Below are 11,418 nucleotides of genomic sequence, written 5' to 3' on the forward strand. Positions count from 1 at the left end.
ACCGTAGCGTGGCGAATATGGCTCCTGACTTGCGACCCGGCCCGCATTCACCGCCGACCGACGAGCTGCACAGCGCCGAGGACACCCTGGGGGTGCTGCAGCGGGTCCTGCACACCATCGCCGACGACGACCTGTCGCGGCCGACGCCCTGCGCGGATTTCGACGTCGCGCAACTGACCGGGCACCTGCTGAATTCGATCAAAGCCCTCGGGGGCATGGTGGGCGCCGACGTTCCCGAACCCGCCGAAGGCGATTCGGTGGAGCGCCAGGTGGTGGCCGCGGCGCGGCCGGCGCTGGACGCCTGGCACCGGCACGGGCTGGGCGGGACGGTGCCGTTCGGCAAGGGCGAGATGCCCGCCAAGAGCGCGTGCGCCGTCCTGTCGATCGAATTCCTGGTGCACGCCTGGGATTACGCGGCCGCGACGAAGCGCGAGGTCGACGCCCCCGAGCCGCTGTCCGAATACGTGCTGGGCCTGGCCCGCCACATCATCAGGCCGGAGCTACGCGGCAGCGCCGGATTCGACGACCCAGTCGACGTGCCCGCGGACGCCGGCGCCCTCGAGCAGTTGGTCGCGTTCACCGGCCGCAACCCGGCGCGGTAGCCCGCCCTTCGGCTCTCGCCCGTCGAGTGTGAAGCCTGGGCTTTGGGTGTGAAGCCGCGTCGGGTCCGCGCGGCTGGTCGTCGGCGTGGACGCACAATCAAAGCCGCCAGTTCACACTGGACGGCTCGCAGGTCGAGACGCTAGACGCGCTCGAGGTAGAAGTAGTAGTACTTGCCGTTGTCCCGAACGCCCTTGCCGTTCATGATCCCCATCACGGCGTTGTCGTCGATCTTCTTGAAGTGATCGTGCACCGGCTGGCCGTCGTAGACCATGGTGGCGGTGACCTCCCCGCGGAAGTCCTCCAGCCACAGGCTGGCCTCGCCCTTGCCCATTTCCACGTTCGAGAACTTGTTGCCGTCGGCGTCCAGGCAGACGAGCGGCTGCACGTCGCTGACGGATTTGAAGGTCTTGCCGTACCACCCGGCTTTTTCCAGTTGGCCGTTCATCTTGTGGCCGGTCTGGAACTCGCCGCCCTTCCACTCGCCGAGCATCCCGTCGAGGGTCGCGGGCGAAAGCTCGGCCCAGAATTCGTCGAGCTCGGAATCCGCGATGTCGCCGCTGCGCTCTTTGAATTCGGTGAACTTCTTTCGGGCGAGGTCCACGGCTCTCCTCAGGATTCGGTGCGGGCTATCCAATCGCGGGCGAAACGCAGCAGAGCGTCATTTTCGTCCGGAGCACCAATGGTGACACGAACGCCTTCGTCCGCGAACGGCCGCACCACCAGGTGCGCTTCGGCGGCCTGCTCGGTGAAGTCCATGGTGCGCGACCCCAGTGGTAGCCAGACGAAGTTCGACTGCGACGGCGGCAGCTCGAACCCGGCGTCGCGCAGGGCGTCACTCACGCGGGTGCGCTCGCCGACCAGTGCGTCGGTGCGGGCCATCAACTCGGCCGAGGCGTCCAGCGACGCGATGGCGGCCGCCTGCGCGACGTTCGTCACCGCAAACGGCATGACGACCTTGTCCAGGGCGGTGATCAGGTCGGGGTGGGCGACCGCATAGCCGACCCGCAGGCCCGCCAACCCGTACGCCTTCGAAAAGGTCCGCAGCACAACGACATTGCTGCGGGTGAGGGCCAGCTCGAGGCTGTTGGGCAGCATGCCGTCGCGGACGTACTCGACATAGGCCTCGTCGAGGGCGACGAGGATGTGCGACGGAATGGCGTCCACGAATCGGGCCAGCGCGTCCGGGTCGACGACCGTGGACGTCGGGTTGTTGGGGTTGCAGACGAAGATCAGCCGGGTGCGGTCGGTGATCGCCGCGAGCATCGCGTCGAGGTCATGCGTGTGATCGGTCAGCGGCACCCGCACGGTCGTCGCGCCGGACACCTGAATGATGGGCAGGTAGCACTCGAAGCTGCGCCAGCCGATCATCACCTCGTCGCCGGCCGCGGCGGTGATCTGAACGAGCTGCTGGCACAAGGTGACCGAACCGCTGCCGACCGCGATGTGCTCGGGGGCGACGTCGGAACCCAGGTGCATGGCCAGCGCCGCCTTGAGGTCCACGCTGGCGTTGTCCGGGTAGCGGTTGACGACGGCGATGGCCCGCTCGATCGCCGCGTGCACGCTGGGTAGCGGGCCGTAAACGGTCTCGTTGCTGGCCAGCTTGATCGAGCCCGGCACGTTCTTGCCGGGCACATACACTGGCAGTCCGGCCAGTTCGGAGCGTAGACGGGCGGTCACTTCGACAGTTTATGTCTCAACTGTGTACAGTATGGCCGGTTCCGCGAGACCGGAAAGGGGTCGGTACCCTCAGAAAGTCCAAAAGGGAGGCGTGCCAGAGCGGCCGAATGGGGCTCACTGCTAATGAGTTGTCCCCCTCAAAGGGGACCGGAGGTTCAAATCCTCTCGCCTCCGCTGGGTCCTGAACGGAACACGGAACGACAACTGAAGAACAGGCGCCCGTAGCTCAACGGATAGAGCATCTGACTACGGATCAGAAGGTTAGGGGTTCGAATCCCTTCGGGCGCGCTCAGCCATTTTTCGTGCGTCAAACGTGTCACAGGCAGCGCGGTCTGCGCGTAATATCATCGGCCTCGGGCCTCAGTTCAGTTCCGTGCGAACATCGGAGTTGAGTCATGTCCCGTGTCACCAAAATCCTCGCCGCCCTGGTAATCGCCTCCAGCGCCCTGCTGACGTCTGCATGCGGTTGCAGTACAAGCGCAGCAGGTGTCACCACTTGCACCTTGTTGTAAGCGGCCGAATTATGTTGTGCCCTCGGGTTTGACGGAACCCGGGCACACCCGCGCCGACCGCTAGCGTCCGCCGAACGGTCCGCCGAATGGCCCCCGACGGGGCGGCTCGGTCACCGTTTGGGTGACGGTGCTGGTCTCGGTGCTCGGCGTCACGGTGACCGTGCTGGGCGAGACGGTCGTCGTGGGAGTGTCGGTGCTCGGTGGCGGGACGGTCTCGGTGACCGTCTCGGTCGGGCCGCCACCGCCGCCGCCGTGGTGCCGGGGTGGCTCCGTCGTCGTGGTGGTCACCGGCGCGGTGGTGGACGGCGCCGGCGTCGTCGTGGTTGCCGGGCTGGGCGCCGACGAATTGCTCGCGAGCTTGACCGCCGCGAAGACGACCGCGCCGAGCAGGAGCGCCCCTATGGCGCCTGCTGCGACCAGCGCCGCCGGGCGGCGGTACCAGGGCGTCGGGGGCTCGGGCGGCTCCGGCGCGGCGTCGTAATAGCCGCCGCCGTACCGCGCGGCCGCGGTGGGCTCGGAGTAGTAATCCGGTTCCTCGGGATAGGGCGGCACGAGACGAATGCTAGTAGGTCAGCCCTCGTTGTCGATGAGGCGCAGCGCCCGCTCGAACAGATGCACGGTGGCGGCGTGCAATTGGTCGCCTACCTCCCTCTCCGCCTTTCCCGCGCAGGCCCGGGCCAGCGTCCCCTCGATCACGATCCCCAGCTTGAAGCAGGCCAGCACGGTGTACCAGGTGATGTGTGACAGGTCGCGGGTGGTGTTGGCGGCGTAGCGCTGGAAAAGCTCGTCGGTACTGGCCAATCCGTCCTGGCCGCCCAGGGCGTGGCTGAACACGCTGGAGCCGTCGGGCTGGCGCCAGGTGGCCAGCAGCCAGCCCAGGTCCAGCAGCGGATCGCCGATCGTGCACATCTCCCAGTCGACGATCGCGACCACCTCCGGCCCGGTGCGGGAGAACATCACGTTGGCCGCGTGGTAGTCGCCGTGCATGATGCCCGGCGTCCAGTGCGCCGGCCGGTGCCGGTCCAACCAGGTCGACACCTCCTCGATGCCGGGGATCTGCGGCCCGGGATAACCCTCGTAGTCGTTGTAGGACTCGAGCTCGGAAAGCCAGCGCGGCACCTGGCGCTCCAAAAAGCCCTCCGGCTTACCGAATTCGGCGAGGCCGACGGCGACATGGTCGACGGCACCGAGCTTGGCCAACGCGTCGGCCATCGACAGCCCCATGCCGTGTCGCACCTTCGCGTCGCCCGCGTGCAAAGGCGGCAGACCCTCGCCGGCGTTGAATCCGTCGACGGGATCCATGAGGTAGAAGACCGCGTCGCCCAGCACGGCGGGGTCCTCGCAGACGGCGATCAGGTGCGGATGCGGCACATCGGAACCTGCCAGCGCCGCAAGGACTTTCGTTTCCCGCAGGATCACGCTGTTGCTGCGCGGACGCAGGTGCCGGGGCCCGCGCCGCAGCACGTAGGGCCGCCCGGCCCTGCTGAACCGCAGCATGACGTTCTGCGTTCCGCCGGTGACGTTGGAGACGCCTTCCAGCGGGCCCTCGCCGAGCCCCTGCCCGGACATCCATTCCGCTACGGCTTGAAGATTCACGGAGTCCACTGCTCAGCCCTTCGGGTGTGGCGTGTATCGGACGGTCTGCGCCGCGATCACGCCGTCGCGGAACACGAAGGTGTCAACGCCGTCGTCGACCCGGCTGGCCGCCGAATCGGCGGCCCATTCCAGGAACAGCACATCGCCGTCGAAGAGCTGGGTCTTCAAGTCCCAGTTGGCATCCGGGATATCGGCGAGCAGTTGCGCGAAGACCCGGCGGATGGCCTGCCTGCCGCGCGCGACGCCGGCGGGCGTGATCAGCACGGAGTCCTCGGCGTAGTCGGTGAGGATTTCGTCAAGGTCTCCCGCGGCCAGCGCGGCGCCGTGGTGGGCGAACACTTCCTGCGGCGTACGCGACGGGGTGGGCGTCATGGCACTCCCTTGCAACCTGTGGACCGTCTGGGAAAAAGACTAGGGCAGGGGCGACGGGAGGCGGCCGGTGGCGGCGGCTGGAAGAATAGTGTGCATAACTTACTTTCTGGGGAAGGGAACTGCCCATGCCGCGGACCGACAACGATTCCTGGGAAATCACCCAAAGCGTCGGCGCCACCGCGCTCGGCGTCGCCGCAGCTCGCGCCGCGGAGACCGAGAGTGACAACCCGCTGATCAAGGACCCGTTCGCGCGGGTGTTCGTCGACGCCGCGGGCGAGGGGATGTGGAGCATCTATGCCAACCCGGCGTTGCTGGCCAAGGCGGCCGACATCGAGCCCGATCTGCGGGCGCGGCTGCAGCTGATGGTCGACTTCATGGCCACCCGGACGGCATTCTTCGACGAGTTCTTCCTGGGCGCGGCCGACGCCGGCGTGCGCCAGGTGGTGATCCTGGCGGCCGGACTGGACGCGCGCAGCTGGCGGCTGCCGTGGCCCGACGGCACGGTCGTCTACGAGCTCGACCAGCCCAAGGTGCTGGAATTCAAATCCAACACGCTGCGCGAACACGGCGCGGAGCCGACCGCGCAGCTGGTCAACGTGCCGATCGACCTGCGCCAGGATTGGCCGAAAGCGTTGCGGGAAGCGGGGTTTGATGCTTCGCGACCTGCGGTGTGGTCGGCCGAAGGGCTCGTTCGCTATCTACCGGCGCAGGCCCAGGACTTGCTGTTCGAGCGGATCGATTCGCTGAGCGCCGAGGGCAGCTGGCTGGCGTCCAACGTGCCCGAATCGGGTTTCACCGACCCCGACCGTGTGCAACGCCAGCGCGAGGACATGCGGCGCATGCGGGCGGCGGCAGCCAAGCTGGTCAACGCCGAGATCACGGACTTCGACGACCTGTGGTACCCGGAGGAGCGCACGCCCGTCGACGGCTGGCTGCGCGGCCGCGGCTGGGACGTCACGACCGCGACGTTCGCCGAGTTGATGGCCCGGTATGACCGCCGGATCCCGCAGGGTGCGGAGGATTCGATGCCGCCCACCCTCTATGTGTCCGCACAGCGGCGGCCGGGCTGACCGAACGCCGAGATCGAAAGTGCCGCTGCTAATTTAGCGGCTCAGGCACGCCATTTCGATAGGAACGCCTCGAATCGGGGCGGGTCCTCGAGTTAGCTGAGCTAATCCAGCGGGCACGGCCCTCCCGGCCGTGGGAGCGCGGGTCGCCGGCCGCCGCTTCGACCGCCTCTGACGTGCCGGGATGTGCCGACAAGCGCTGCCGCATAACCCATTGCATGTTTAGGCATAAGTCGAATGGGTAACTTCAGCACCACGAGAAAACTTCTTCTCGCTCACAATGGAGGTCACGATGCGTGGCAGCGGGATCATCGGAACGGTTGCTTTGGTGTGGTTGCTGATCGGAGCCTTCGCGGCGTGGCAACGGGATTACTTCAAAAACGACCAGACGACATGCGCCTCCGCGGGCACGGTTGCGGTGACCGTGATCGCCGGACCCCTGAATTACTTCGGGGTCAACCCGAAAGTCACGGATTGCCATCTGCCGCAACCAAGTTCAATGCAATCGGTCAACCTCTAACCCTCACCCGAAGGAAGTCGAAATGGTTATCTTAGGAATTGTCCTGCTTGTTCTCGGGTATTTCTTCCACGTACCCGTGCTGACCACGCTGGGAATCGTGCTGCTGGTGATCGGCGCGATCCTCTGGATTCTGGGCTCGATCGGCCGTCCGGTCGCCGGCCGGCGCTACTGGTATTAACCGCTACGGCCGAACACCACGATCGCGCGACTGCTCCGGCAGTCGCGCGTTTCGTTTCACAGGGCGCGCATAGGTTCGTCATAGTCTGGGCTCAGTCGGTGACGGATACTGGAGCTTGTGACGCAGCCCCGAGCCTCTGTAGAGCGGGTTGTCATGTGCCGAGCGGACGGCAACCCCATCAACGTGCTGGTCGTAGACGACGAACCCGTCCTGGCCGAAATGGTATCGATGGCGCTGCGGTACGAGGGCTGGAACATCTCCACCGCCGGGGACGGGGAATCGGCCATCGCGGCCGCCCGCAACCAGCGTCCGGACGTCGTCGTCCTCGATGTGATGCTGCCCGACATGAGCGGCCTCGACGTCCTGCACAAACTGCGCGGGGAGATCCCACAGCTGCCGGTGCTGCTGTTGACGGCCAAGGATGCGGTGGAGGATCGCATCGCCGGCCTGACCGCCGGCGGCGACGACTACGTCACCAAGCCGTTCAGCATCGAAGAGGTCGTGCTGCGGTTGCGGGCGCTGTTGCGCCGCACCGGGGTGACGACCGTGGACAGCGGCGCACAGCTGGTGGTCGGGGATTTGGTGCTCGACGAGGACAGCCACGAGGTCACCCGCGCCGGGGAGCCAATCTCGTTGACCTCGACCGAATTTGAGCTGTTGCGGTTCATGATGCGCAACTCCAAGCGGGTGCTGAGCAAGGCCCAGATCCTGGACAGGGTATGGAGTTACGACTTCGGCGGCCGCTCCAACATCGTCGAGCTCTACATTTCCTACCTGCGCAAGAAGATCGACAACGGTCGCGATCCGATGATCCACACACTGCGCGGCGCGGGTTATGTCCTCAAGCCGGCCCGCTGACCCGCGAAGGGTCTGGTCCCTTCGGCTGCGGCTGCTGGTCGGCCAGATCGTCGTCCTGGCGATCGTGTGCGTCGGCATCACCGCGGTGACCGAACTGGCGCTCAACCATCACCTGGTCAAGCAGCTCGACGGCCAACTCGCCGGGACCTCGTTCCGCTCGGCGCTGATGTACCCCGAGCCGAACCACCCGGGATGGCACCACCACCAGCACTCCTACTATCCGAGGCCGGGCCCCGGCCCGCGGTTCCTGGACGCCCCGGGTCAGCCGGCCGGCATGGTGGCGGCGGTGGTCAGCCACGGCAAGACGGTTGACGCCGGCTACCTGACCAGCAGCGGCACCAGGGATGACCTGACCCCGACCGCCCAGACCCAACTGGAACAGATCGCCGGCAACCGCGCGCCGGTCACGCTGAACCTGGACGGCCTCGGCCGCTACCGCGTCGTCGCGGCGCCGAGCCGAAACGGCAGCGACATCATCGTCACCGGCCTGTCGATGTCCAACATCGACGCCACCCTGATCCGGATGCTCGTCATCTTCGGGATCGTCACCGCGGTTGCGCTGGCGGCCGCGACGATCGCCGGGGTCGTGATCATCCGGCGGGCGCTGGCGCCGTTGCGCCGCGTCGCCCAAACCGCGGGCCAGGTCGCCGATCTGCCGCTGTCGCGCGGCGAGGTCGAATTGCCTGTGCGCGTACGCGAATCCGACGCGAACCCCTCCACCGAGGTGGGACAGCTCGGTGCCTCGCTCAACCGGATGCTCGACCACATCGCGGAAGCGCTGTCGGCGCGCCAGGCCAGCGAGACTCGCGTTCGCCAGTTCGTCGCCGACGCCAGCCATGAACTGCGCACGCCCCTCGCCGCGATCCGCGGTTATACCGAACTGACGCAACGGATGGGCGACGACCGCGAGGCGGTGGCGCAGGCGATGAGCCGGGTGGCGTCCGAGACCGAGCGGATGACGCGGCTCGTCGAGGACCTGTTGCTGCTGGCCCGCCTGGATTCCGGCCGGCCGCTGGAACGCGAATCGGTCGATCTGTCGCGGTTGGCGGTGGATGCGGTCAACGACGCGCACGTCGCGGGACCGGATCATCAGTGGGAACTCGACCTGCCCGAAGAACCGGTGGTCGTCACCGGCGACGCGGCGCGGCTCCACCAGGTCCTGACGAATCTGCTTGCCAACGCCCGCGTCCACACCGGCGCGGGCACCGTGGTGACGACGCGGTTGAGCACCGAGCCGTCGCACACCGTGCTACAGGTCATCGACAACGGGCCCGGCATTCCGGCGGCGCTGCAGTCGGAGGTCTTCGAACGGTTCGCCCGCGGTGATTCCTCGCGCTCGCGCAAGGGAGGCAGCACCGGGCTTGGACTGGCGATCGTCTCGGCCGTGGTGAGGGCGCACAACGGGACGATCGCGGTCGACAGCTCACCGGGCCGCACCGAGTTCACGGTGCGGTTGCCACCCAACGGATGGCAACCGCCCGCATCGGCCTAGCTAGCTGTTACAGGTCACATTGATTTCGAACGGCTTGTTCACCGGCTGCATGGGGTTGGCCATGTCCACCCCGGTGGCGGTGCCGCTGATCTTGTAGCTGTTGCCATCCTTGCTGGCGGTTGCATTGCCCTGCCCGGTGCCCGAGGTATAGCCCAGCGTCACGCCGTTGACATTGCCCAGCCCAACGGATTTCACCTGCGGGGGGTTGCCGTCGCTGAGCACGGCGGCGATGCCGGTCGCTGCGCCACCGATCGCGATGTTGATGGTGCCACCCGCATTTGTGCACACGACCGAACCGGACACGTTCTGGTCCTTGCCGTCGATCGTGACCTTCGTGCCGGCGGCGCCGCCGGTGCTAGCCGACGCGCTCGTACCCGAGCTACTGGCGGAACTGCTCGCGCTCGTTCCCGACTTGTTACCACCCGAACATCCGGAAATGCCCGCGGCGAGAATCGCCGCCCCGGCCACCGCGACCGTCAATTGACGCTTCACCTGTTCTCCTTTTTGCCCGATAGTTGCGGTCCTCGGCATTGAGGGCCGTCTGGGCAGTATGCGGGTTAACTGGACCGAGAATCCAGAACCCCGAGAAATTGTTGCTGTATTCATTATTCGTCGGTGAAATGCTTTCGGGGCCTGCAGCATCAATGGCAAGGTGGAGAAGGTGGATCACAAGCCTCCCACTCCCGTCATCGAGTCCGCCCACCGCGGACAGGTCCTGCCTTTCCAGGACGACGCCGATTTCCGCGCCGCGGACCGCGGATTCATTGCGGCCTTGTCGCCGTGCGTGATTCGGGCGGCAGACGGCCGAATCGTCTGGGACAACGATGCCTACGCCTTCCTGGACGGACCCGCGCCGACGTCGGTGCATCCCAGCCTGTGGCGGCAGTCGACGCTGGCCGCCAAACAAGGCCTCTACGAAGTGGTGCCGGGCATCTACCAGGTCCGCGGGTTGGACATCTCCAACGTGACGTTCGTGGAAACCGACAACGGCATCATCGTCATCGACCCCCTGATTTCCACCGAGGTCGCCGCGGCGGCACTGGCGCTGTACCGCGAGCATCGCGGCGGCGCCCGGCCCGTCGTCGCGGTGATCTACACCCACAGCCATGTCGATCACTTCGGCGGCGTCCTGGGCGTCACCTCGCAGGCCGACGTGGATGCGGGCACGGTGGCGGTGCTGGCGCCGGAAGGCTTCATCGAGCACGCGGTCTCCGAAAACGTCTACGCCGGACCGGCAATGACGCGGCGGGCAACCTACATGTACGGCACCCTGCTGCCGCGCGGGCCAATGGGTCAGGTCGGCTGCGGGCTCGGCCAGGCGCCGTCCACCGGCGAGGTCGCCGTCATCGTCCCCACCGTCCACATCGAAACCACCGGTGAAACCCACACGATCGACGGCGTGGAGATCGAGTTCCAGATGGCGCCCGGCACCGAGGCGCCCGCCGAAATGCACTTCTATTTCCCGCGTTTCCGCGCGCTGTGCATGGCCGAGAACGCGACCCACAACCTGCACAACCTGCTGACCCTGCGCGGCGCGGTGGTGCGCGACCCGCACGCCTGGTCCGGTTATCTCACCGAGGCGATCGACGCCTTCGCCGACCGCGCCGACGTCGTATTCGCCTCCCACCACTGGCCAACCTGGCGGCGCGACAGCATCGTCGAGTTCCTGTCCTTGCAGCGCGATTTGTATGCATATCTGCACGATCAGACGCTGAGGTTGCTGAACCAGGGTTACACCGGCGTCGAGATCGCCGAAATGTTCCAGATGCCACCGGTACTCGAGCGGGCCTGGCACACGCACGGTTACTACGGTTCGGTGAGCCACAACGTCAAGGCCGTCTATCAGCGCTACATGGGCTGGTTCGACGGCAACCCGGCCCGGCTGTGGCCCCACCCTCCCGAGGCGCTCGCGCCCCGGTATGTCGAGGCGATGGGCGGCATCGACCGGGTCGTCGACCTTTCGCAAAAGGCATTCGACTCCGGTGACTACCGTTGGGCCGCAACATTGTTGGATCATGCGGTCTTCACCGACAGCGCGCATGCCGGCGCCCGTGCGCTGTACTCGGACACGCTCGAGCAACTCGCCTACGGTGCCGAAAACGCGACCTGGCGCAATTTCTTCCTGAGCGGGGCGATGGAGCTGCGCGACGGCAACGTCGGCACGGCCACCACCACAACGTCGTCGTCCATGCTGACCCAGCTGACCCCGGAGCAGATCTTCGACAGCCTGTCCATCCGGGTCAACGGCCCGCGCAGCTGGGATCTCGACGTCGCCGTCGACGTCACCTTGGCCGACACGGCGGTCAACTATCGGCTCGCGCTGCGCAACGGGGTGCTCGTCCACCGCAAGGCGGCGCCCGACCCCGCGACGGCATCCGTTACGGTCAAGCTGGCGGGCAAGATTCGGCTCCTGAGCCTGGCGACGGGTGACTTCGCCTCAGCCGGTCTGGAGCTATCCGGCAACCGGGGCGCACTGCAGGCCTTGGTGGATGTGCTCGACGGGCCGGACCCGAGTTTCAACATCGTCACACCGTGACACGGCG

General features: G+C 66.7%; 13 protein-coding genes and 2 tRNA genes. 9 read left to right on the forward strand and 6 right to left on the reverse strand.

Annotation, left to right across the window (positions count from 1 at the left end; translation table 11 throughout):
• The first annotated feature begins 17 nt into the window (after window positions 1-17).
• Window positions 18-602, forward strand: coding sequence for a TIGR03086 family metal-binding protein (locus tag P6281_RS01265; RefSeq protein WP_324738583.1), 585 nt, complete (start codon window positions 18-20; stop codon window positions 600-602).
• Between the two features lie 140 nt (window positions 603-742).
• Here P6281_RS01265 and P6281_RS01270 read toward each other — a convergent pair whose 3' ends face one another.
• Both P6281_RS01270 and P6281_RS01275 read right to left on the reverse strand, forming a co-directional pair.
• A complete protein-coding gene (locus P6281_RS01270; RefSeq protein WP_008263093.1) occupies window positions 743-1,204 on the reverse strand; it encodes a DUF4334 domain-containing protein in 462 nt (153 codons plus the stop codon).
• A gap of 8 nt (window positions 1,205-1,212) precedes the next feature.
• Window positions 1,213-2,280 (reverse strand): pyridoxal phosphate-dependent aminotransferase, encoded by a 1,068-nt coding sequence (locus tag P6281_RS01275; RefSeq protein WP_008263094.1) that lies wholly within the window; start codon window positions 2,278-2,280, stop codon window positions 1,213-1,215.
• Between the two features lie 85 nt (window positions 2,281-2,365).
• Between P6281_RS01275 and P6281_RS01280 the strand changes: the two genes are divergently transcribed.
• Both P6281_RS01280 and P6281_RS01285 read left to right on the forward strand, forming a co-directional pair.
• Window positions 2,366-2,454: transfer RNA gene (locus P6281_RS01280), tRNA-Ser, on the forward strand.
• A 41-nt stretch (window positions 2,455-2,495) separates the two neighbouring features.
• Window positions 2,496-2,568, forward strand: a tRNA-Arg gene (locus P6281_RS01285).
• A 284-nt stretch (window positions 2,569-2,852) separates the two neighbouring features.
• Here P6281_RS01285 and P6281_RS01290 read toward each other — a convergent pair.
• Genes P6281_RS01290 through P6281_RS01300 form a run of 3 tightly spaced genes read right to left on the reverse strand, consistent with a single transcriptional unit; the run spans window position 2,853 to window position 4,760 of the window.
• Window positions 2,853-3,344, reverse strand: coding sequence for a hypothetical protein (locus tag P6281_RS01290; protein WP_324738584.1), 492 nt, complete (start codon window positions 3,342-3,344; stop codon window positions 2,853-2,855).
• Between the two features lie 18 nt (window positions 3,345-3,362).
• Window positions 3,363-4,361: a phosphotransferase family protein gene (locus P6281_RS01295; RefSeq protein ID WP_009956749.1), complete on the reverse strand. Its 999-nt coding sequence runs from the start codon at window positions 4,359-4,361 to the stop codon at window positions 3,363-3,365.
• A 39-nt stretch (window positions 4,362-4,400) separates the two neighbouring features.
• Window positions 4,401-4,760: a nuclear transport factor 2 family protein gene (locus tag P6281_RS01300; protein WP_009956748.1), complete on the reverse strand. Its 360-nt coding sequence runs from the start codon at window positions 4,758-4,760 to the stop codon at window positions 4,401-4,403.
• Between the two features lie 125 nt (window positions 4,761-4,885).
• Between P6281_RS01300 and P6281_RS01305 the strand changes: the two genes are divergently transcribed.
• The 5 genes from P6281_RS01305 (at window position 4,886) to P6281_RS01325 (ending at window position 8,875) form a co-directional block, all read left to right on the forward strand.
• The gene (locus tag P6281_RS01305) at window positions 4,886-5,830 is read left to right on the forward strand and encodes a class I SAM-dependent methyltransferase (RefSeq protein ID WP_009956747.1); all 945 of its coding nucleotides are present in this window, start codon (window positions 4,886-4,888) and stop codon (window positions 5,828-5,830) included.
• 277 nt (window positions 5,831-6,107) lie between these two features.
• Window positions 6,108-6,347: a hypothetical protein gene (locus P6281_RS01310; RefSeq protein WP_008263104.1), complete on the forward strand. Its 240-nt coding sequence runs from the start codon at window positions 6,108-6,110 to the stop codon at window positions 6,345-6,347.
• Window positions 6,348-6,369: 22 nt separating this feature from the next.
• The gene (locus P6281_RS01315) at window positions 6,370-6,525 is read left to right on the forward strand and encodes a DUF6131 family protein (RefSeq protein WP_008263106.1); all 156 of its coding nucleotides are present in this window, start codon (window positions 6,370-6,372) and stop codon (window positions 6,523-6,525) included.
• 153 nt (window positions 6,526-6,678) lie between these two features.
• Window positions 6,679-7,383, forward strand: a complete 705-nt coding sequence (tcrX, locus tag P6281_RS01320) for a two-component system response regulator TcrX (RefSeq protein WP_008263107.1) — start codon at window positions 6,679-6,681, stop codon at window positions 7,381-7,383.
• Entirely contained in the window at window positions 7,361-8,875 is a 1,515-nt protein-coding gene (locus P6281_RS01325) for a sensor histidine kinase (RefSeq protein WP_014383651.1), read from the forward strand. Before tcrX ends, P6281_RS01325 begins: the two co-directional genes overlap by 23 nt.
• Here the strand turns inward: P6281_RS01325 and P6281_RS01330 are convergent, their stop codons facing one another.
• Complete coding sequence (locus tag P6281_RS01330; protein ID WP_008263112.1) at window positions 8,876-9,367, reverse strand: lipoprotein LpqH; 492 nt, start codon at window positions 9,365-9,367, stop codon at window positions 8,876-8,878.
• A gap of 169 nt (window positions 9,368-9,536) precedes the next feature.
• On the opposite strand from P6281_RS01330, the gene P6281_RS01335 reads away from it, so the two are divergent.
• On the forward strand, window positions 9,537-11,411 hold the full coding sequence (locus P6281_RS01335) for an alkyl/aryl-sulfatase (RefSeq protein WP_324738586.1): 1,875 nt from the start codon (window positions 9,537-9,539) through the stop codon (window positions 11,409-11,411).
• Window positions 11,412-11,418: the final 7 nt, after the last annotated feature.

Source organism: Mycobacterium sp. 5-140-3-2 (assembly GCF_035666375.1).
Taxonomy (GTDB): Bacteria; Actinomycetota; Actinomycetes; order Mycobacteriales; family Mycobacteriaceae; genus Mycobacterium; species Mycobacterium intracellulare.